The organism is Actinokineospora cianjurensis, from assembly GCF_003663795.1.
In the GTDB taxonomy this organism is placed as follows: domain Bacteria; phylum Actinomycetota; class Actinomycetes; order Mycobacteriales; family Pseudonocardiaceae; genus Actinokineospora; species Actinokineospora terrae.
The window spans coordinates 48,800-69,296 of record NZ_RCDD01000006.1 but is presented as its reverse complement, the minus strand read 5'-3'; the positions used below and the strand labels follow the sequence as shown (position 1 = coordinate 69,296).

The following is a 20,497-nucleotide window of genomic DNA, read 5'->3' as shown; positions in this document are numbered from 1 at the left end:
GTACGCGGGGTCACAGGGAGCGGCGGTGGGCGGGCGGGTCGCTGTGCAGAACGGGTGGATTCAGGCAGGCTAGGAAGCATGAAGTCACTCCCGCTGCCGTTGCGGGTCGCGGCGGGGCTCGCCGCCACCGCGCTTGAGCACGCCCGCGACCTGCCCACCCGCATCGCCGGGCTGCCGGTCACCGTGGCCAGCCAGGCGCTGCAGGTGTCCATGCGGGTGCAGCAGCAGGTCACCGAGCTGGCGATCAAGGGCGACGAGGCGATCGCCGCGCTGCGCCCGGTCGAGGACGAGCCGGAGTGGGCGACCTTCGACGAGGACCTCGACGACCAGGCGGTCGACGACACCGTCGAGCCCGCCGCCTTCGATCTGGCCGAAGAGGACACCGCGGCACCGGTCGTGGTCGATGACGTGCCGGTGGTGGTCGGGCCCGCGTCGGTGCCGAACTACGGGGAGTTGTCGCTGGCGCAGTTGCGCGCCCGGCTGCGCGGGTTCGACGTCGCCGCGCTGGAAGAGCTGTTGGCGCACGAGCGCGCCACCGAGAACCGCCCGTCGTACGTCGGCATGCTCACCCGCAGGCTCGCCACGCTGCGGGACACCCCCGCCACGTGAGCGCGCCCACCGCCGAGGAGCCGTGGCCGGTCCGCACGGTCGCCCGCAAGATCGCGGACTGGGTGCACAAGCTGGGCACCGTGTGGGTAGAGGGCCAGGTCACCCAGATCTCGGCCCGCCCTGGCACCGGTACCGCGTTTCTCACCCTGCGCGACCCCGCCGCCGACGTGTCGATGACGGTCACCTGCTCGACGCAGATGCTGCGCGAGCACGAGCCGCCGCTGTCGGACGGCGCCAGGGTCGTCGTGCACGCCAAGCCCACCTTCTACCTCAACCGCGGCTCGCTGAGCCTGCGCGCCGACGAGATCCGCGCGGTCGGCATCGGTGAGCTGCTGGCCAGGATCGAGCGGCTGCGCAGGCTGCTGGCCGCCGAGGGCATGTTCGACCCGCGGCGCAAGCGCAGGCCGCCGTTCCTGCCGAGCAAGGTCGGCCTGATCACCGGTCGCGCGTCGGCGGCGGAGCGGGACGTGCTGGCCAACGCGAGCGCCCGGTGGCCCGCGGTGCGGTTCCGGGTGGAGAACGTGGCGGTGCAGGGCGCGCTGGCCGTGCCGCAGATCCTGGACGCGCTGCGGGTGCTCGACCGCGACCCCGAGGTCGAGGTGATCGTCATCGCCCGCGGCGGCGGCAGCGTCGAGGACCTGCTGCCGTTCTCCGACGAGGCGCTGTGCCGCGCGGTGTCCGACTGCCGCACGCCGGTGCTGAGCGCGATCGGGCACGAACCGGACACCCCGCTGCTCGACCACGTCGCCGACCTGCGCTGCTCGACGCCGACCGACGCGGGCAAACGGGTGGTCCCGGACGTGGCGGAGGAGTCGGCCAGGGTCCGCCAGCTGCGGGACCGGGCCAGGCGGGCGTTGCACGGATGGGTGGATCGCGAGGTCCGGCTGCTGTCCCAGCTGCGCAGCCGACCGGTGCTCGCCGACCCGATCACCCCGCTGGTGCGGCGCGCGGAGCAGGTGGATTCGCTGCTCGAGCGGGGTCGCCGGGCGCTGCTGGCGCGGTTGGCGCAGGAGCGGGCGGCGCTGGACGCGACGAAAGCCCGCTTGACGACCTTGGGGCCAGCCGCCACCCTTGCCCGAGGGTACGCGGTCGTACAGCACACCGATGCCGACGGGACTCCCCGGGTTCTCCGCTCCATCGAGGACGTCACCGAGGGCGTCGAGGTCCGCATCCGGCTCGCCGACGGCGCACTGCACGCGGTCGTCACCGGCGGCCGGGAGGGCGAAGGAGGCTGATCCTGCCGATGCGGACCTGTCGCGAACCGACGTTCCTCCCACTGACCCTGTCCACGGTCGGCCGGGTGCGCGCCACCCAGGTGGTCCAGGCCACCGTCCGCCGCGCCGACTCGGCCGCCGCCGAGTGCTGGGCCGCCCTGCTGGCGGGCTGCGACGCCCCCGGCCGCCACCAGCTGCCCACCCGCCTGCGCGAGCTGGCCGCGGCCGCGGCGGCGTACACGACCGACAACAACCGCGGCAGGATCGACGAGGCCCGCTGCCGCATCGAGGAAGCCGTCGCCGACCGCGACGGCGAGGACTTCGCCGAGGCGTTCATCGGCTACGACCAGGCGGTGGCCGCCGCCCTCGCCCGCATCAGACAGGAAAGCCCCACACGGTGACCGAACCCGGCTACGAACAGGCACGAGATGAACTGGCCGCGGTGGTGGCGAGACTGGAAGCAGGCGGACTGCCGCTGGAGGAGTCGCTGACCCTCTGGGAACGCGGCGAGTCCCTGGCCAAGATCTGCGACCGCCACCTGGCCGGAGCCCGGGAACGCGTGGAAACCGCCCTGGCGGCCGCCGAGGCCGAGGACTGACCCTCCGGCCCATCCCCCACTTCCCACGCTCCAGCACGTCCGTGACCAGCCTCCTCCAGGCGCTCGATCGCACCCGCTATCCACAAGGCCCCGAACCATCCACAGCCCACCCGCGTCCTCTATTGACAACCCGGCGGGTTCGATAGGTTCAGAGATGGGGCCCCGGGCCCCGGGAGGGTGGGCCCCCGGGGCGGAGTTGATCTTGCTCGACCGGCGCCTCGGGACGAGGACGCGGCAGGGGCGGGGTGCGACAGGGCTGGCCTGGCCCGGCCAGAGGACGGCCCCCCGGTTCCGATGGCGGCCGAATCGGTCGCAGGTCCGACCCTCAGATCGGGCTATCAGGTTCGGGCCTGCGGCTTGGTCGATCGGAGATATGCCTACCGCCCCTGCCGCGCCGGTGGGACGGGGTCGGCGCGGCAGGGGCGGTGTGTCGGGGCTGGCGGTTGGGGCCCTTGGTTAGAGGTTGGGGCCCTTGGTGCGCAGGTCCTCGACCGTGGTCATGGCGGTGCGGAGGTCGGCCAGCCACTCCTCGGCGTGCTTGCCGACCAGGCGGACTGCCCAGGCGAGGGCTTCGGATCGGGAGCGGGCGACGCCTGCGTCGACGAGGGTGTCGAGGGTGCGGCGTTCCGGTTGGCGCAGGCGGGTCATGACCGGGACCGAGAGGGTGGTGAACAGTTCCTCGGTGCCGCCCACGCGCGCGCCCCAGGCGACCTTGCGGCCGTAGCGGTGCTCGGCCTGGCGGGCGATCTCGATGCGGTGGTCCCTGGTCTCCTCCCGCCACCGCGCGATGCGGCCGGACTCGGCGGCGGCGGTCGCGGCCTCGTCCTGGAACTGCTCCGCGAGCGGCGGCAGGGTGCCGACCAGCAGGATCTCCTCCCGGTCGACGGTGATGGTGGGCTTCTCGGTGAACCAGGTGTCGGGCAGCCGCCCGGTGAACCAGGCGGTGACGTCGTCGGACATGACGGCTCCTCTCGCTTACCTGATTACAACGTTACACCTGCAAAACCAGTGGTGGGCCGATCTAGGGTGGGGGTATGACGCTGATCGGGGAGCGGGTGCGGCTGCGCGCCATCGAGCCGGAGGACGCCGACACGTTCTGGCGGTGGCACCACGACGAGCACGCCATGCGCTGGATGGAGACGTCGTACCCGGAGTCGCGCGCCCAACTGCGCAAGCGCTTCGCGGACCTCCCGGCGAACAGCCACGAGCGCTGCCGCTTCGCGATCGAGACCACCGCCGAGTCCCGCCTGGTCGGCTACATCGCCCTGCGCGACGCCCGCCCCGAGACCGGCCGCGCCGAACTCGACATCTACCTCGGCGACCCCGACACCTGGAACAAGGGCTACGGCGGCGAGGCCCTGCGCCTGATGTGCCGCTGGGGCTTCGACGACATGCGCCTGCACGCCATCCAGCTCTTCGTGGTCGCCGACAACGAACCGGCCCGCCACCTCTACCGCAAGGTCGGCTTCGTCGAGGAAGGCCGCCTCCGCCAGTACTTCCGCCGCGACGGCAAGCTGCACGACATGATCGTCATGAGCCTGCTGGCCGACGAACTGGTCGACTAGGCGAGGTAGCGGAACCACGCCTCGGCGCCGTCGATGTGCAGCAGGAAGTGGGTCACCGGGCCGTCCGGCGAGACCAGCGCCAGGGAGCCGGTGACCTTCTCGTAGACCGACTCCCACGCCTCGTGGTCGTCGTCGGCGTTGAGGAGTTCCAACTCCTCGGCGAACAGCGGCTGGAACTCGGCGAAGCCGGGGTGGGCGGTGAAATCGCCGTACAGCCAGGGGAAGTCGCGGTCGGTGATGGTGATCTCGCCGATCAGGTCGGTGCCGCGCAGCAAGCGCCAGATCTCGCTCACAGGTTCTCCAAGGCCGCGACCAGTTCGTCCACTGTGGTCACTGGACGATCGCACACATACCCCCGGCACACGTAAGCGGCCGCGCGCCCGTCAACCGCGGGCCGGTCCGCCAACAGCGGCGACGCCCCGGTCTCCCCGCTCAGCACGACCGCGCCACCGTGCGCGTGGGCGATGGCAGCAGCGACAAGGGATTCGCGGTCCGGGCCGACGACCGCGACCTGGACCGGGCCCGAGGCGATGGCTTCCGCGACGGTCAACCAGTGTCCGGCGAACCGGGGCGCGCGCGAAGCCAACACCCCAGCACGAGCCAACGCCGACTCCGCGGCCTCCCGGTATCCGCGCCCATGCCCCGCGAGGGAATCGCCCAGCAGCAACGCCCCCGCCAACGCCGAAGCCCCGGACGGGCTCGCGTTGTCCCCCGGATCGCCCGGACGCCACACCAGGGCGTCCGCGTCGTCAGCGGTGTCGTGGTAGGCGCCGGGGGCCGCGGGGTCGGCGAAGTGCGCGAGCGCGGTGTCCAGCAACGCGCATCCCGCTTCCAGCCAACGAAGCGCGCCCGTCGCCTGGTGCAGGATGAACAGCGCCTCCGCGAGGGTCCCGTAATCCTCCAGCACCCCAGCCGCCGTGCCGACGACACCGTCGCGCGATGTCCGCCGGAGCCTGCCGTCGACCAGGTGCAGGTCGAGCACCAACGACGCCGCCCGCTCCGCCGCCGCGACCCACGACGGCTCGCCGAGGGCCATGCCCGCCTCGGCCAGCGCGGCGATCGCCAGCCCGTTCCACGCGGTGACCACCTTGTCGTCACGACCGGGCTGCGGCCGCCTGGACCTGGCCTCGACCAGGGCCGCGCGCACCCGCTCCCACCTGGGCCGATCGTCGACCGCCCTGATCAGCCGCAGCGTGGACGCCCCGTGCTCGAACGTGCCCTCCTCGGTGACGCCCAGCAGTTCGGCGGCCCACACACCATCCTCCGCTCCCAGGACCTCGACCAGCTGGGCCGGGGTCCACACGTAGGTCGCCCCCTCCACACCTTCGGTGTCCGCGTCCAACGACGACGCGAACCCGCCCTGGGAAGTCCCCAGGTCGCGCAGCAAGAACGCGGCCGTGTCCCTGGCAACCTCGTGGTACCGCTCAGCGCCGGTCCGACGGGCGAGGTGGGCGTAGAGCCGTAGCAGCAAGGCGTTGTCGTACAACATCTTCTCGAAGTGCGGCACGACCCAGCCCGCGTCGACGCTGTAGCGGGCGAAACCGCCGGTGAGCTGGTCGTCGAGCCCGCCGTCGGCCATCGCCAGGGCCGTGCTCTCCACAATGGACAGCGATTCCACCGAGCCGGTGCGCTCGTGGTGGCGCAGCAGGAACTCCAGCGCCATCGTCGGCGGGAACTTGGGCGCGCCACCGAACCCGGCATTGACCCGGTCGTAAGCCCCCAGCAGCGAGGTCGCCGCGCCCGCGAGCACCGAGGAGTCCACAATGGATGCTTCCACCGGACCGGTCTGCTCACGCAGCTCGGCGACGATCCGGGCGCCTGCCTGGCGCACCTCGTCATCGCCCGACGACCAGGCTTGGTGCACGGCGGTCAGCAGCCGGCGGAACGACGGCATGCCGGAGCGCGGGGTCGGCGGGTAGTAGGTGCCGCAGTGGAACGGCTCGCCCGCCGGGGTGAGGAACGCGGTCATCGGCCAGCCGCCCTGCCCGGTCATGGCCTGGGTGGCGGTCATGTAGACGGCGTCGACGTCGGGGCGCTCCTCGCGGTCGACCTTGACGTTGACGAAGTGGGCGTTCATCAGCGCGGCGGTCGCGTCGTCCTCGAACGACTCGTGCGCCATGACGTGGCACCAGTGGCAGGCCGCGTAGCCGACCGACAGCAGCACCGGGACGTCGCGGCGAGCGGCCTCGGCGAACGCCCCGGTGCCCCACTCCCACCAGTCGACCGGGTTGTCCTTGTGCTGGAGCAGGTAGGGGCTGGTCGAGTCCTGCAGCCGGTTCGCCATGCCCCCAGCCTCTCAAACCGAGGTGTCGGCGGGTACTCGGGTTTGCCACACTCGCGGACGTGCTGCTGACCGTCTCGACCACCGCGCGCCCGGCGACCGACCTGGGCTACCTGCTGTTCAAGCACCCCGACCGGGCGCAGTCCTTCGCGATCGCGTCCGGTACCGCGCACGTGTTCTACCCACAAGCGGACGAGTCGGTGTGCACGGCGGCGTTGCTGCTGGAGGTCGACCCGATCACCCTGGCCAAGAGCCGCCCCGGCAGCAGCTACGTCGACGACCGGCCGTACGCGTCCGGGTCGCTCATGGCCGTGGCCATCGGGTCGGTGTTCCGCACGGCCATGAACGGCCGCTGCGATGCGCGCCCGGAGCTGGCGGACACGGCCATCCCACTGGAGGTTCACCTGCCTGCCGTGGCCCACGAGGGCAACGCTGACCTGGCCGAACGGCTGTTCACGCCGCTGGGCTGGCAGGTCGAGACCACCCCGGTGCCGCTGGACCCGGTGTTCCCCGCCTGGGGCGACTCCCGGTTCCTCGACCTGCGGCTCACCGGTCAGCTCAGGCTGGCCGACGCGCTGCGGCACCTCTATGTGCTGCTGCCGGTCCTCGACGACACCAAGCACTACTGGGTCGGCGAGGACGAGGTCGCGAAACTGGTCCGCGCCGGGGGTGACTGGCTACCCGGCCACCCCGAGCGGGACCTGGTGAGCCGCCGCTACCTGGCCCACCAGCGCGGGTACGTGCGCGACGCGCTCACCCAGCTGTCCGAACTCGACGGCACGCTGCCGGAGGAGCAGGCGCCGACGCACCGGCCGTTGGCGGCGCAGCGAGCGGAAGCCGTGGTCGCCGCGCTGCACGAGGTCGGCGCGCGCCGGGTACTCGACCTGGGCTGTGGTGGCGGCGCGTTGCTGGAACAGCTGGTAGCGGACCCGGCGTTCACCGAGATCCTCGGCACCGACGTGTCCGCGAGCGCCCTGGACGCGGCCGAGCGGCGGCTGGCCAAGCTGCCGGACCGGGCCAGGTCCCGGGTGTCGCTGCGGCACTCGTCGCTGACCTACACCGACCCCGGGCTCGCGGGGTTCGACGCGGCGGTGCTGATGGAGGTCGTCGAGCACGTCGACCCGCCCAGGCTGCCCGCGCTGGAGCGGGTCGTGTTCGGCGTCGCGCGGCCGGGGCACGTCGTGGTGACCACACCGAACGTCGAGTACAACCCGCTGCTCGGACAGGCGGCGTCCCGCCACCCGGACCACCGGTTCGAGTGGACCAGGGCGCAGTTCCAGGAGTGGGCGGGCGCGGTGGCCGCGCGCACCGGCTACACCGTCCGATTCGGACCCGTCGGTCCGGTCGACCCCGATCTCGGCCCGGCGACCCAGCTGGCCGTGTTCAGCAAGGAGGAGGCGTAGATGGATCTCACCATCCCGGACATGGCGTTGGTCGTGTTGATCGGCGCCTCCGGCTCCGGCAAGTCGACTTTCGCGCGCAAGCACTTCGCGGCCACCCAGGTGCTCTCCAGCGACTTCTTCCGCGGCCTGGTCAGCGACGACGAGAACGACCAGGGCGCGTCGGCCGAGGCGTTCGACGCCCTGCACTACATCGCGGGCAAGCGCTTGCGGGCCGGTCTGGTCACGGTGGTCGACGCGACGAACACCCAGCCGGGGCCGCGGGCCGCGCTGATCCGACTGGCCAAGGAGCACAACGTCCTGCCGGTCGCGATCGTGCTGGACCTGCCGGAGTCGGTGTGCGTGCGGCGCAACGCCGACCGGCCGGACCGGGACTTCGGCGCGCACGTGGTGCACCGGCACGTCACCGAACTGCGCCGGTCGCTGCGGTCGCTGGCCAAGGAGGGCTTCCGGCGGGTGCACGTGCTGCGCGGGGAGTCCGAAGTGGACGCCGCGCGGATCGTGGTCGAGCCGCTGCGCAACGACCTGCGGGGCGAGGCCGGGCCGTTCGACGTGATCGGCGACGTGCACGGCTGCCGGGCGGAGCTGGAGGAACTGCTCGGCGCGCTGGGGTACGCCGTCGACCGCGACGAGCGGGGGCGCGCGGTCGGCGCGGCGCACCCGGCCGGGCGGCGCGCGGTGTTCGTCGGCGACCTGGTCGACCGCGGCCCGGACACGCCCGGGGTGCTGCGGCTGGCGATGGGGATGGTCGAGTCCGGCTCGGCGCTGGCGGTGTCGGGCAACCACGAGCACAAGCTGCTGCGGGCGTTGCGCGGCAAGCAGGTGACGGTGCGGCACGGGCTGGCCGAGTCACTGGAGCAGCTGGCGGCGGAGCCACCGGAGTTCGTGGAGCGCGCGACGGCGTTCTGCGACAGCCTGATCGGGCACTACGTGCTCGACGGAGGCGCGTTGGTCGTCGCACACGCCGGTCTGCCGGAGGAGTTCCACGGGCGCGCGTCGGGGCGGGTGCGGTCGTTCGCGCTGTACGGGGAGACCACCGGGGAGACCGACGAGTACGGGTTGCCGGTGCGGTACCCGTGGGCGCGGGACTACCGGGGACGCGCGATGGTCCTGTATGGACACACGCCGGTGCCCGAGGCGGAGTGGGTCAACTCGACGATGTGCCTGGACACCGGGTGCGTCTTCGGCGGCAAGCTCACGGCGCTGCGGTACCCGGAGCGTGAGCTGGTTTCGGTTGCGGCGCACGAGGTCTGGTACGAGCCGGTGCGCCCGTTGGTGGCACCGCTGCCCGACCGGGAACCGACCGCGCTGGCGTTGGACGACGTCATGGGGCGCCGGATCGTGGAGACCTGGGCGCAGGGTGCGGTGACGGTGCGCGGCGAGCAGTCGGCGGCGGCGCTGGAGGTGATGAGCCGGTTCTCGGTCGACCCGCGGTGGTTGGTGTACCTGCCGCCGACGATGGCGCCTGCGGAAACGCACCGGGACGGGGATGTCCTGGAACACCCGCGCGAGGCGTTCGCCGGGTTCGGGTCGCTGCCGGTGCTGTGCGAGGAGAAGCACATGGGGTCGCGGGCCGTCGTGCTGGTGACCCGCTCGGCGTCGGTCGGGCCCCGTCGGTTCGCGGTCGAGGGCGACGGGGCCGTGTACACGCGGACCGGGCGGCCGTTCTTCGACGAGGAGGCGACAACTGCGCTGCTGCACCGGGTCCGGGCGGCGGTCGCGGACCTGTGGGATGAGCTGGACACGGACTGGCTGCTGCTGGACGCGGAACTGCTGCCGTGGAACGCCAAGGCGATGGACCTGATCACGACCCAGTTCGCCGCCGTCGGTGCGGCTGCTCACGCCGCGCTACCGGCGGCCCTGTCGGCGTTGGGCAATGCGGTCGATCGCGGCGTGCCGGTGGGCGATCTGTTGTCCCGCACCTCGTCACGCCTGGCCAACGCCTCGGCTTTCCGCGACGCCTACCGCCGCTACTGCCGGCCGACCGCCGGACTCGACGGCGTGCGACTGGCGCCGTTCCAGGTCCTGGCCAGCGAGGGCACCACCTACCACGACCGCCCGCACACCTGGCACCTGGCGATCGCCGACCGGCTGCACGCGGCCGATCCGGGGCTGTTCACCCGGACCGCACGGCTCGAGGTGGACCCGACCAGTGCCGAAGCGGTGGCCGCGGGCGTGGCGTGGTGGGAGTCGATGACCGCCGCGGGCGGTGAGGGGATGGTGGTCAAACCCGCCGCCAACTTCGTCCGCACCGGCCGCAAACTCACCCTCCCCGGCCTCAAGGTCCGCGGCCCCGACTACCTCCGCATCGTCTACGGCCCGGACTACACGGACCACCTGGGTCGCCTCCGCGACCGCAAACTCGGCCCGAAGCGCTCCCTGGCCCTGCGCGAGTACGCCCTGGGCCTGGAAGCCCTGGAGCGGCTGGCCAAGGCCGAACCGCTGTGGCGCGTACACGAGGCCGTGTTCGCCGTCTTGGCCTTGGAGTCGGAACCGGTCGACCCGAGACTGTGAGCCGGACTAGCCCGCCGCGGGCTTCGCCGGTGGTTCGGCACCCTCGGCGGGCTCGTCGGCGGGTTTGTCGAAGGACTCCGGGAGGCGCTTGAGGTGCTTGGTCATCGACCGCACCAGCAACGCCACCGCCACGAAGAACAAGACCAGGATCAAGAAGCCCAGCGGCGAGGACTTGCCGAAGTCCTCGCCCTGGCCGCCCGGGTCAGCAGGCCCGGCAGCGATCGGGTCCGCCCCAACCTGGTCACTGCCGCGAACTCGGGAGCAAGCAGCGCGAGGCGCGACCGACATCCAGGCCGGGGCGACCAGGCCGCCCAGTCACTGCCACAGGCGGGCAGCCTAGGTCGCTACCTGGCACTGGGGTGGGAAACGGGCCCGCCGCGGGCTGTGTCAACTCCACCTGCGGGCCAGCCTTGATCTTTGGACTAGCCCGCGGCTGGCTTCGCCGGTGGTTCGGCACCCTCGGCGGGCTCGTCGGCGGGCTTGTCGAAGGACTCCGGGAGGCGCTTGAGGTGCTTGGTCATCGACCGCACCAGCAACGCCACCGCCACGAAGAACAAGACCAGGATCAAGAAGCCCAGCGGCGAGGACTTGCCGAAGTCCTCGCCCTGACCACCCGGGTCGGCGGGCTTGGGGGGTTCGGTCTGGACCTGGGCGACGGTGATCGGGAAGTCGGCGCCGGGCAGGGCGGCGATCACAGGGATGCCTTCTCGCGGAGGCCGGAGAAGAGGTCGTCCTCCGGGAGGGTGCTGTCGACCAGGGAGCGGACCAACTCGTACTCCTCGTACGGCCAGATGGTGCGCTGCAGGTCCAGCGGTACCGCGAACCAGCGGCTGTTGGGGTCGATCTGGGTGGCGTGCGCCAGCAGGGCGGCGTCGCGGACCTCGAAGTAGTCGGCGCACTCGACGCGGGAGGTGACGCGGTTGGCGATGTCGCCGCGTTCGGCTGGCCAGTTCTCCAGCCACTCGCCGTAGGGGGACTCCAGGCCGCGCTCGAGCAGGGCCTCGTGGATGGCGACCAAGCGGGCGCGGCTGAAGCCGTGCGAGTAGTACAGCTTCAGCGGCTGCCAGGGCTCGCCCGCGTCCTGGTGCAGGTCCGGGTCGCCCGCGGCGTCGAAGGCGGCGATGGAGACCTCGTGGCAGCGGATGTGGTCGGGGTGCGGGTAGCCGCCGTTCTCGTCGTAGGTGATGACGACGTGCGGGCGGAACTCGCGGATGGCCCGGACCAGCGGCGGCACCGACTCCTCCAGCGGCACCAGCGCGAAGCAGCCGTCGGGCAGCGGCGGCAGCGGGTCGCCCTCGGGCAGGCCCGAGTCGACGAAGCCGAGCCAGCGGTGCGAGACGCCCAGGATCTCGGCGGCCTTGGCCATCTCGGCGCGGCGCACGCCGGGGATGTCGGCGGTGACCTCGGGGCGGTCCATGGCCGGGTTGAGGATGTCCCCGCGCTCGCCACCGGTGCAGGTGACCACCATGACCTCGTGCCCATCGGCGACGTACTTGGCCATCGTCGCCGCGCCCTTGCTCGACTCGTCGTCGGGGTGCGCGTGCACGGCCATCAAACGCAGCTTCTCGGACATGGTCCTCCTCGGCCCCCTCCTGGAACGTGGTCCCGCACACGGCGGATACTCGACCCGAACAGCGCAACGCGCCGGGCGGGGACCATTGTTCCCGCCTGGTGGACCGCCCCGGTGAGGAGGCCCCCGCTATGACCGCCGCCGGTCGCACACCGCCAGAGGGCCGCTACGGCGCGCGCAGGGCGCCGAGGTCCCGCCGCACCGCCGTGGTGCTGGTGATCCTCGGGTTGGCGGCGGGCGTCGTGGTCGCGTTCCTCGGCTACAAGAACCTCGGCACCGCGCCCATCGAGGCCGAGCGGACCGGGTTCAGCGAGGAGCCGGGCAACCGGCTGCGGATGACCTTCGACGTGACCAGGACCACCCCGGAGCGGGCCGCCGTGTGCGTGGTGCGGGTGCGCGGCGTCAACGGCGACGAGACCGGTCGCAAAGAGGTGTACATCGCCCCGGGCCAGGCGTCCGTCCGGATGACGACGGTCATCGCGAGCAGCGGCGAACCGGTCACCGCGGACGTCTTCGGTTGCTCGTACCAGGTACCCTCTTACCTGTCCACAACCGCGCCGCCAACGGGGTGAACTCCAGCCGCAGAAGCGACTAACCAGACAAAACGGGCGTTATAGCACGTGTGTTCGTGGTACGCTCGTAGACCTGCACGGCCCCTAGGAGGGCCGTGTTTTTTCCATTCCGGGCGCACCACCGGGCCTGGTTTGCCGGCCTGTGACCACGGGCCCGGAGTACGACGAGGAGTTGGTGACCGTGAGCGACACCCAGGTGACCTGGTTGACCCAGGAGGCCTACAACCGGCTCAAGAACGAGCTCGACGAGCTGATTGAGAACCGCCCGGTCATCGCGCAGAAGATCAACACCAGCCGCGAGGAGGGTGACCTCAAGGAGAACGGCGGGTACCACGCCGCCCGCGAGGAGCAGGGCCAGCAGGAGGCCCGGATCCGCCACCTCCAGGAACTGCTGCGCGGCGCGAAGGTGGGCGAGGCGCCCGCCAACGACGGCATCGCCGAGCCGGGCATGGTGCTGACCGTCCGCTACGACGGCGATGACGACGAAGAGGTCTTCCTGCTGGCCACCCGCGAGGAGGGCGGCGAGGGCGAGCTGGAGGTCTACTCCCCCGAGTCCCCGCTCGGCCGCGCGCTGCTCGGCGCCAAGGAGGGCGAGACCAGGGAGTACGACCTGCCCAACGGCAAGACCCAGAAGGTCACCCTGACCAAGGCGGTCCCGTACGGCGGCTGATCCCCAGCCAGCGACAACGAGAACGGCCACCCCACGTGCCGATGGGGTGGCCGTTCTCGTTGTGTCAGGACAACCGCGCGGACCCGACGGGCCAGGCCGGGTACGCACCCGGGGCGCGACGGTGCCAGGCCGGGAACGATGCCGGGTGGGGATGAGGGGGCGGGTGGCGGGAGGGAGTCAGCAGAGCCCTAGCTCAACCGCTCCAACACCATGGCCATGCCCTGGCCGCCGCCGACGCACATGGTCTCCAGGCCGAACTGCTTGTCGTGCCACTGCAGCGAGTTGATCAGCGTGGTGGCGATCCTGGCGCCGGTCATGCCGAACGGGTGGCCGACCGCGATGGCGCCGCCGTTGACGTTGAGCTTGTCGTCGTCGACGCCCAGTTCCCGCGCCGAGGGGATGACCTGGGCGGCGAACGCCTCGTTGATCTCCACCAGGTCGATGTCCGAGATGGACAGACCGGCGATGGCCAGCGCGCGCCGGGACGCCTCGACCGGCCCGCGGCCCATGATCTCCGGCGACAGCCCGGAGACCCCGGTGGCGACGATCCTGGCCAGCGGGGTCAGCCCCAGCTCGGCGGCCTTGCGGTCGGACATGATCACCAGGGCCGCCGCGCCGTCGTTGAGCGGGCAGCAGTTGCCCGCGGTGACGCGACCGTCCGGTCGGAACACCGGCTGCAGGGTCGCGGTCTTCTCGTAGTTCACCCCGGCGCGCGGCCCGTCGTCGGTCTCCACCACGCGGCCGTCGGGGAGGGTGACCGGCGTGATCTCCCTGGCCCAGAAGCCGTCCTTGATCGCCTGCTCGGCGCGGTTCTGCGAGCGGACGCCGAAGTGGTCCATCTCCTCGCGGGTGATCCCCTTGGCCAGCGCCAGGTTCTCCGCGGTCTGGCCCATGGCGAGGTAGGCGTTGGGCACCCGGCCGTCCAGCCGCGGGTCGTGCCACTCGTCGGCGCCGGACTCGGCGACCGCCGCGGTGCGCGCCTCGGCCTCGGCGAAGATCGGGTTGTGGGTGTCGGGCCAGGAGTCGGAACTGCCCTTGGCGAAGCGCGACACGGTCTCCACCCCGGCGGAGATGAACACCTCGCCCTCGCCCGCCTTGATCGCGTGCAGCGCCATGCGGGTGGTCTGCAGCGAGGAGGCGCAGTAGCGGGTGACGGTGCAGCCGGGCAGGAAGTCGTAGCCGAGCAGCACCGAGACGATCCGGCCGATGTTGTTGCCCTGCTCGCCGCCGGGCAGGCCGCAGCCGAGCATGAGGTCGTCGATGTCGGTGGGGTCGAGCGCGGGCACCCGGTCCAGTGCGGCGCGGACCATCTGCGCGGTCAGGTCGTCCGGTCGGATGTCGACCAGGGAACCCTTGCCCGCCCGGCCGATCGGCGAGCGGACAGCGGAGACGATGACTGCCTCTGGCATGGCGGGTGCTCCTTCGCGGTAGGCCGGTCCAGCACGACACCGCTGAGGTTACCGAGAGGTAACTCCACCCGTGGAGCCACGCTGCTCAGCCGGGTGTCACCGCACTGTGGCACACCCCGGCCACCGCGCACAGTGGGGCGAGGATCACGCCTGCCGCCAGCCCGTACCCGGCGCCGTTGGGGTGGAACCGGTCCGGGCTGAACAGCTCGTCGGGCCGCCGGGCGAAGTGCCGCGACACCAGGGTCATGGGCACCACCGCCGCGCCGCTGCCGACCAGGGCGCGGGCCTGCGCACGGCCGAGGGCCAGGCTCCACCGCTGCGCCAGCGAGCGCAGCGGCTGCGGGATCGGCCGGACCGTGCCCAGGTCGGGGCAGGTTCCGACGACGACACCGGTGCCAGCCGCGACCAGCCGTCGGACCTGCTCGCCAAGCAGTTCGGCGCACGCGGCCACACCGAGCCGAGCCGTCACGTCATTGCCGCCGACCATGACCACAGCCGCCCGCGGTGGGTCTAACAGCGCGCGGTCGACCTGGTCAGCGAGGTGGGTACTACGGGAGCCGACGACCGCGTAGGTCGTGAGCCGCACCGGGCGACCCGACTCCTCGGCCAGACCCCTTGCGAGCTGCACGCCAGGTAGCGCTTCCGGCGACTCAGCGCCCAGCCCCGCGGCGGTGGAGTCACCGAAGATGCCGAAGGTAAGAGCGTCAGCGACCTGCCCAGGGCCGGTTCCGTCGGGCCAGTAGCAGCCGTCCGCGTTGAACGGCAGGTCGCGAGGTACACCGATGATGCTGCGCGCTTGTCGGGACTGCGACTGCAACAACGTGTACGCCGCGCCGGACAGGCCGCCCACGGAGCCTGCTGCCACAGCGGCCACCCAGAGTCCACGGATCCACAGCATCGCCTGCCCCCCTTCGACCAAAGGTGACTGTCTTAGAGCTATCGCCCCCGCCGACCTCCTCTTTACCAAACGCGGCGATTACTTCACCGGCGCTAGAGCCGGGATACGCTCCCCACGAGCAGGTCAACGACGCGAACCCCTAACGCGACCCCATGAAGGAGCCCTCGGTGGAGTACGTCGAGCACATCTTTGATCTCGTCGGTGACACGCCCCTGGTGCGGCTGAACACCCTGGCCGACGGGCTCGCCCCGACCGTGCTGGCGAAGGTGGAGTACTTCAACCCGGGTGGCAGCGTGAAGGACCGGATCGCGCTGCGCATGGTCGAGGCGGCCGAGGCGTCCGGCGAGCTGCGCCCCGGCGGCACGATCGTCGAGCCCACCTCGGGCAACACCGGCGTCGGCCTGGCCATGGTCGCCCAGCGCAAGGGCTACAAGTGCGTGTTCGTCTGCCCGGACAAGGTCAGCGAGGACAAGCGCAACGTGCTCAAGGCGTACGGCGCCGAGGTCGTGGTGTGCCCGACCGCGGTGGCCCCCGAGCACCCGGACTCCTACTACAACGTGTCCGACCGGCTGGTCCGCGAGATCGAGGGCGCGTGGAAGCCGAACCAGTACGCCAACCGGGAGAACCCGGCGAGCCACTACCACTCGACCGGCCCCGAGCTGTGGCGGCAGACCGAGGGCAAGATCACGCACTTCGTGGCAGGCGTCGGCACCGGCGGCACCATCTCCGGCACCGGCCGCTACCTCAAGGAGGTCTCCGGCGGCAAGGTGCGGGTCATCGGCGCCGACCCGGAGGGTTCGGTCTACTCGGGCGGCACCGGCAGGCCGTACCTGGTCGAGGGCGTCGGCGAGGACTTCTGGCCGGAGACCTACGACCGCTCGGTCGCCGACGAGATCATCGCGGTGTCGGACTCGGAGTCCTTCGAGGTCACCCGCAGGCTGGCCCGCGAGGAGGCCATGCTGGTCGGCGGCTCGTGCGGGATGGCGGCGGCCGCCGCGCTGCGGCTGGCCAAGCGGCTCGGCCCGGACGACGTGGTGGTGGTGCTGCTGCCCGACGGCGGCCGCGGCTACCTGTCGAAGGTGTTCAACGACTCGTGGATGGCCCAGTACGGCTTCCTGCCGCCTGAGCACTCCGGCGCCACCGTCGGTGACGTGCTGCGCCGCAAGAGCGCCTCGGGCACCACGATCCCCGACTTCGTGCACGCCCACCCGACCGAGACGGTCGCCGACGCGGTGGCCATCCTGCGCGAGTTCGGCGTGAGCCAGATGCCGGTGGTCAACGCCGAGCCGCCGGTGATGGCGGCCGAGGTGGTCGGCGCGGTCAACGAGCGCGACCTGCTCGACGCGCTGTTCACCGGCAAGGCCGCGCTGGCCGACCGGCTCGACCGGCACATGTCCGGCCCGCTGCCCACCATCGGCGCTGGTGAGCAGGTGTCGGTGGCGATGACCGCGCTCACCGACGCCGACGGCGCGCTGGTGCTGGTCGACGGCAAGCCCGCGGGTGTGGTGACCAGGCAAGATCTCCTGGGCTTCCTGGCCGGGCGCTGACGCCCTATGGTCACCCCGCGAGCCGCGAACCGCGCCCGGATATCGAGTCCGATAGCGTTACCCGCAGAGTTAGCTGATTTGCCAACTGATAGTCCAGGTCAAAAGGGGTGGGAAACCCGATGAGTGCTCCCCAGCCGCCGAACCAGCCATGGCAGGGCGGTCAGCCCCAGCAGTGGCCTGGTCAACCCGGTCAGGACCAGCCGCCGTACGGCCAGCAGCCGGGCGGGTACCCCCCGCCGCAGCCGCATTACGCGCCACCACCCGGTGACACCACCGGCGCCGACGGCGTCGAGCGGACGCAGGCCATCCGCCCGGGTCAGACCCCTCCCGGTGGGGAGGAGGAGGGCGTCGACCGCACGCAGGTCGTGCGCCCCGGCCAGGGTGACGCGACGCAGATGGTGCCGCCCGGCTCCGTCTCGCAGTCGCCGCCCTACGCCCCGCCGCCCAGCGCCGCCGACCAGGCGTCGCCCCCCGGTGGGTTCCACCAGCCCTACGGCCAGCAGCAGCCGCCCCAGCAGCAGTACGGCCAGCCCGGTGGGTTCGGCCAGCAGCAGCAGGGTTACGGCCAGCAGCAGCCCGGCGGCTACCCCGGCCAGCCGGGTGGTTTCGCCCAGCAGTCCGGTCTCGGCGGCGCGCCTGGCGCGGGTGGTCAGGGCCAGAACACCGGCATGATCGCGCTGATCGTGCTCGGCGCCGTCGCGGTGCTCGGCCTGATCGCGCTGATCATGAGCATCTCGCTGATGTCGAACATCTCCACCATCAGCGGCCTCTGCGGTGACGTGCGCGGGCTCGGCGGGGTGGCGTCGAGCTACTGCCCGAGCGGGTTCAACACGTTCCTGTCGTTCGTCCAGATCGCGGGCGCGGCCGTGGCGATCGCGGGCGCGGTCCTGCTGGCGCTGAAGAAGAACCTGAACATCGCCCACCTGCTCGTCGCGGGCGGCGGTGGCGGCCTGGTGGTCGCCGCGATCCTCAACGGCGCGACCTTCAGCTTCGTCGGCCAGATCATGACCCCGCTGGTGTTCGGCCTGCTCATCGCCGGTGCCGGTGCGCTGGCGTTCTTCCCGCAGACCAAGGACTACCTGCTCGGCAGTTCGCCGCTCAGCTCGCTCAGCAGCGGTTCCGGTGGCCCCGGTGCCGGTGGTCCCGGCGGGTTCGGCCAGCCGCACCAGCAGCAGGGCTTCGGCCAGCAGCAGCCGCCGCAGCAGTACGGCCAGCCGGGTGGGTTCGGCCAGCAGCAGCCCCCGCAGCAGCAGTACGGCCAGCCGCCGCAGGGCCAGCAGCCCGGGTTCCCCCCGCCGCAGCAGGGCTACGGGCAGCAGCCCCCGCCGCCCCCGCCCGGCGGGTTCGGCCAGCAGCCGCCCGGTGGGCAGCCGCCGCAGCAGTGGTAGCTCGCGCGAACTGAGTTGATAGGCCCCGGCAACCTGCCGGGGCCTATCCGCGTCTTTGGGGTCGTCCAGGAAGACGCGAGGGGGAAATGTGAACTACCAGGCGCCGTACCAGCAGCAGGGCTACTACCCGCAATTCCAGCAGGCGGCTCCGGGCAGCCCGGCGACGGCGGTCGTCGCCGGACTCGGCGCGCTCGGCATCGCGGCCGGGATCGGCGGGTCCTCGGCGTACTTCGTGGCCGAGGTGCCCTACGCCAGTGATGTCTTCGAACTCCCGGCCGGGCTCCAGTCGCTGGTCATCGGCAGGCTGGTGCTCGCGGCGCTGGCCCTGATCGGCGCGGTGATGCTGTTCGCGCGGCGCAGGGCGGGGGTGCCGGTGGTCGCGATCACCGCGGTGCTCGGCGTCGCCTCGCTGCCGCTGGAACCGTTCGTCTCGGAATTGCTGCGCGGCATCGGGCTCGGAATCGGCGACTATTTCCAGGCGCTCACCGAGTTCAACGACACCTACACCATTCTGCTCGCCGTCGGCGCTATCGCGGGCATTCTGGCCTTCTTCTTCGCGGTGCTGCCGTCCACCGGTCGGTGGCTGCGCGGCGCGGCCCGGTACTGATCGACCCGAGGCGGGACCTGGATCGGGGCCGTGCGGACTTGTACCGCACGGCCTTACCACCAGTCATCACTCGATCAGTGAAATATTCCTCATAGTGGGAACGGTCCCACATGGTGGTCGGTTGGGCGGTTCCCCGTAACCTGGGGGACATGGCAGACGAGACGTCGCGCTGGGGTTTCGAGACCAGGGCGATCCACGCTGGACAAGAACCCGATCCGCGCACCGGCTCGGTGATCGTGCCCATCTACGCCACCTCCACCTTCGCCCAGGACGGCGTCGGCGGCGTGCGCGAGGGCGGGTACGAGTACTCGCGCAGCGCCAACCCGACCAGGACCGCGCTGGAGCAGGCGCTCGCCGCGCTCGAGGGCGGCAAGCACGGCCTGGCCTTCGCCTCCGGCCTCGCCGCCTCCGACGTGGCGCTGCGCTCGATGACCAGGCCGGGCGACCACGTCATCCTGGGCAACGACGCCTACGGCGGCACCTTCCGGCTGCTCGACAAGGTCCTCACCCAGTGGGGCGTCGAGTACACCTCGGTCGACCTGTCCGACCTGACCGCCACCAGGGCCGCGCTGCGCCCGACCACCAAGGTCATCTGGTCGGAGACGCCGACCAACCCGCTGCTGGGCATCGCCGACATCGCCGCGCTGGCCGCGGTCGCCGCCGAGGGCGGCGCGAAGCTGGTCATCGACAACACCTTCGCCACCCCGTACCTGCAGTCCCCGCTCGGCCTCGGCGCCGACGTGGTGCTGCACTCGACCACCAAGTACCTCGGCGGCCACTCCGACGTGGTCGGCGGCGCGCTCATCACCTCCGACGACGACCTGCGCGACAAGTTCGCGTTCCTGCGCAACGCCGCGGGCGCGGTGCCCAGCCCGTTCGACGCGTGGCTGGTGCTGCGCGGGGCGAAGACGCTGGCGCTGCGGATGGAGCGGCACAGCGACAACGCCGAGCGCATCGTCGAGGCGCTGCTCAACCACCCGAAGGTCACCAAGGTCTACTACCCCGGCCTGCCCGAGCACCCCGGCCACGAGGTCGCCGCCAAGCAGATGCGGCGCTTCGGCGGGATGGTGTCGTTCTCGGTCGCCGGTGGCGAGGAGGCCGCGCTCGCGGTGGCCGCCCGCACCAAGCTGTTCATCCTCGCCGAGTCGCTCGGCGGCATCGAGTCGCTCATCGAGCACCCCGGCAAGATGACGCACGCCAGCACCACCGGGTCGCCGCTGCAGATCGCGGGCGACATCCTGCGCCTGTCGGTCGGCATCGAGGACGGCACCGACCTGGTGAACGACCTGCTCAAGGCCCTGGACTAGCCCCCCCCCCGGACGACAACGAGGCCCGGTCCCCCGAGTGGGGATCGGGCCTCTTTCGCGGAACCTCGGGCTACGGGCTGACCTGGTGGAACCGCTCCACGGCGCTGCCCGGGTTGGTGCCGACGGTCGGCGTGCTGGAGGCGGGCGGCAGGTCAGCGGGGTCGACGCACCCGCCGACGAGCTCGAGGCCCTGGCCGCGCTGCACGAACTCCCCCGCGCTGGCGCACCCGGCGTTGCTGACGGTGAACACGGCCACCCCGGCCAGCACCAGCGCGGCGGCAGCGGCGCCTGCCAGTGGCATCGCCCTGCGTGAGGTGGCCATGGTTCTCCCCGAGGTGGATATCGCCC

22 protein-coding genes are annotated in these 20,497 nt (G+C 71.8%); 13 read left to right on the top strand and 9 right to left on the bottom strand.

What is annotated here, in order from left to right; all coding sequences use genetic code 11:
- Nucleotides 1-78: 78 nt before the first annotated feature.
- The 4 genes from CLV68_RS27530 to CLV68_RS27515 are packed head-to-tail and all read left to right on the top strand — an operon-like array spanning nt 79 to nt 2,421.
- Nucleotides 79-609: a lipid droplet-associated protein gene (locus tag CLV68_RS27530; protein WP_121393818.1), complete on the top strand. Its 531-nt coding sequence runs from the start codon at nt 79-81 to the stop codon at nt 607-609.
- Nucleotides 606-1,844 carry an exodeoxyribonuclease VII large subunit gene (gene xseA, locus CLV68_RS27525; protein ID WP_121393817.1) on the top strand — a complete coding sequence of 413 codons (1,239 nt, stop codon included), beginning with the start codon at nt 606-608 and terminating at the stop codon, nt 1,842-1,844. Before CLV68_RS27530 ends, xseA begins: the two co-directional genes overlap by 4 nt.
- An 8-nt stretch (nt 1,845-1,852) precedes the next feature.
- On the top strand, nt 1,853-2,224 hold the full coding sequence (locus CLV68_RS27520; RefSeq protein ID WP_121393816.1) for a sugar ABC transporter substrate-binding protein: 372 nt from the start codon (nt 1,853-1,855) through the stop codon (nt 2,222-2,224).
- A complete protein-coding gene (locus CLV68_RS27515) occupies nt 2,221-2,421 on the top strand; it encodes an exodeoxyribonuclease VII small subunit (RefSeq protein ID WP_121393815.1) in 201 nt (66 codons plus the stop codon). The genes CLV68_RS27520 and CLV68_RS27515 overlap by 4 nt, the downstream gene beginning before the upstream one ends.
- Before the next feature lie 456 nt (nt 2,422-2,877).
- On the opposite strand, the gene CLV68_RS27510 is transcribed toward CLV68_RS27515, so the two are convergent.
- Nucleotides 2,878-3,381 (bottom strand): hypothetical protein, encoded by a 504-nt coding sequence (locus CLV68_RS27510; RefSeq protein ID WP_121393814.1) that lies wholly within the window; start codon nt 3,379-3,381, stop codon nt 2,878-2,880.
- Between the two features lie 74 nt (nt 3,382-3,455).
- Between CLV68_RS27510 and CLV68_RS27505 the strand changes: the two genes are divergently transcribed.
- On the top strand, nt 3,456-3,986 hold the full coding sequence (locus CLV68_RS27505; RefSeq protein WP_121393813.1) for a GNAT family N-acetyltransferase: 531 nt from the start codon (nt 3,456-3,458) through the stop codon (nt 3,984-3,986).
- Here the strand turns inward: CLV68_RS27505 and CLV68_RS27500 are convergent.
- Nucleotides 3,983-4,279 (bottom strand): hypothetical protein, encoded by a 297-nt coding sequence (locus tag CLV68_RS27500; protein WP_121393812.1) that lies wholly within the window; start codon nt 4,277-4,279, stop codon nt 3,983-3,985. The two genes, CLV68_RS27505 and CLV68_RS27500, sit on opposite strands and share 4 nt — an antisense overlap.
- Nucleotides 4,276-6,270, bottom strand: a complete 1,995-nt coding sequence (locus tag CLV68_RS27495; RefSeq protein WP_121393811.1) for a thioredoxin domain-containing protein — start codon at nt 6,268-6,270, stop codon at nt 4,276-4,278. The genes CLV68_RS27500 and CLV68_RS27495 overlap by 4 nt, the downstream gene beginning before the upstream one ends.
- A 59-nt stretch (nt 6,271-6,329) precedes the next feature.
- Between CLV68_RS27495 and CLV68_RS27490 the strand changes: the two genes are divergently transcribed.
- Together CLV68_RS27490 and CLV68_RS27485 are read left to right on the top strand one after the other, a co-directional pair.
- On the top strand, nt 6,330-7,670 hold the full coding sequence (locus CLV68_RS27490; protein ID WP_121393810.1) for a 3' terminal RNA ribose 2'-O-methyltransferase Hen1: 1,341 nt from the start codon (nt 6,330-6,332) through the stop codon (nt 7,668-7,670).
- Nucleotides 7,671-10,181 (top strand): polynucleotide kinase-phosphatase, encoded by a 2,511-nt coding sequence (locus CLV68_RS27485; protein WP_121393809.1) that lies wholly within the window; start codon nt 7,671-7,673, stop codon nt 10,179-10,181.
- A gap of 6 nt (nt 10,182-10,187) precedes the next feature.
- Here the strand turns inward: CLV68_RS27485 and CLV68_RS27480 are convergent, their stop codons facing one another.
- The 3 genes from CLV68_RS27480 to mca all read right to left on the bottom strand — a co-directional run bounded on the left by CLV68_RS27480 (nt 10,188) and on the right by mca (nt 11,754).
- Nucleotides 10,188-10,469, bottom strand: coding sequence for a hypothetical protein (locus tag CLV68_RS27480; RefSeq protein ID WP_342772813.1), 282 nt, complete (start codon nt 10,467-10,469; stop codon nt 10,188-10,190).
- 134 nt (nt 10,470-10,603) lie between these two features.
- Nucleotides 10,604-10,876, bottom strand: coding sequence for a hypothetical protein (locus tag CLV68_RS27475; protein WP_425454885.1), 273 nt, complete (start codon nt 10,874-10,876; stop codon nt 10,604-10,606).
- A complete protein-coding gene (mca, locus tag CLV68_RS27470) occupies nt 10,873-11,754 on the bottom strand; it encodes a mycothiol conjugate amidase Mca (RefSeq protein ID WP_121393808.1) in 882 nt (293 codons plus the stop codon). The genes CLV68_RS27475 and mca overlap by 4 nt, the downstream gene beginning before the upstream one ends.
- 128 nt (nt 11,755-11,882) lie before the next feature.
- On the opposite strand from mca, the gene CLV68_RS27465 reads away from it, so the two are divergent.
- Both CLV68_RS27465 and greA read left to right on the top strand, forming a co-directional pair.
- Entirely contained in the window at nt 11,883-12,323 is a 441-nt protein-coding gene (locus tag CLV68_RS27465) for a DUF4307 domain-containing protein (protein ID WP_121393807.1), read from the top strand.
- Between the two features lie 175 nt (nt 12,324-12,498).
- Nucleotides 12,499-12,993 carry a transcription elongation factor GreA gene (gene greA, locus CLV68_RS27460; protein WP_092780077.1) on the top strand — a complete coding sequence of 165 codons (495 nt, stop codon included), beginning with the start codon at nt 12,499-12,501 and terminating at the stop codon, nt 12,991-12,993.
- Nucleotides 12,994-13,181: 188 nt separating this feature from the next.
- Here the strand turns inward: greA and CLV68_RS27455 are convergent, their stop codons facing one another.
- Together CLV68_RS27455 and CLV68_RS27450 are read right to left on the bottom strand one after the other, a co-directional pair.
- Nucleotides 13,182-14,402 (bottom strand): acetyl-CoA C-acetyltransferase, encoded by a 1,221-nt coding sequence (locus CLV68_RS27455; protein WP_121393806.1) that lies wholly within the window; start codon nt 14,400-14,402, stop codon nt 13,182-13,184.
- An 85-nt stretch (nt 14,403-14,487) separates the two neighbouring features.
- The gene (locus tag CLV68_RS27450; protein WP_121393805.1) at nt 14,488-15,300 is read right to left on the bottom strand and encodes an SGNH/GDSL hydrolase family protein; all 813 of its coding nucleotides are present in this window, start codon (nt 15,298-15,300) and stop codon (nt 14,488-14,490) included.
- 167 nt (nt 15,301-15,467) lie between these two features.
- Between CLV68_RS27450 and CLV68_RS27445 the strand changes: the two genes are divergently transcribed.
- The 4 genes from CLV68_RS27445 to CLV68_RS27430 all read left to right on the top strand — a co-directional run bounded on the left by CLV68_RS27445 (nt 15,468) and on the right by CLV68_RS27430 (nt 20,149).
- Nucleotides 15,468-16,847 carry a cystathionine beta-synthase gene (locus CLV68_RS27445; protein WP_121394019.1) on the top strand — a complete coding sequence of 460 codons (1,380 nt, stop codon included), beginning with the start codon at nt 15,468-15,470 and terminating at the stop codon, nt 16,845-16,847.
- A gap of 119 nt (nt 16,848-16,966) precedes the next feature.
- A complete protein-coding gene (locus CLV68_RS27440) occupies nt 16,967-18,235 on the top strand; it encodes a hypothetical protein (protein WP_121393804.1) in 1,269 nt (422 codons plus the stop codon).
- Between the two features lie 88 nt (nt 18,236-18,323).
- The gene (locus tag CLV68_RS27435) at nt 18,324-18,842 is read left to right on the top strand and encodes a hypothetical protein (protein WP_121393803.1); all 519 of its coding nucleotides are present in this window, start codon (nt 18,324-18,326) and stop codon (nt 18,840-18,842) included.
- Nucleotides 18,843-18,991: 149 nt separating this feature from the next.
- On the top strand, nt 18,992-20,149 hold the full coding sequence (locus CLV68_RS27430) for a cystathionine gamma-synthase (RefSeq protein WP_121393802.1): 1,158 nt from the start codon (nt 18,992-18,994) through the stop codon (nt 20,147-20,149).
- Between the two features lie 70 nt (nt 20,150-20,219).
- Here CLV68_RS27430 and CLV68_RS27425 read toward each other — a convergent pair whose 3' ends face one another.
- The gene (locus CLV68_RS27425; RefSeq protein ID WP_143073539.1) at nt 20,220-20,471 is read right to left on the bottom strand and encodes a hypothetical protein; all 252 of its coding nucleotides are present in this window, start codon (nt 20,469-20,471) and stop codon (nt 20,220-20,222) included.
- Nucleotides 20,472-20,497 lie beyond the last annotated feature (26 nt).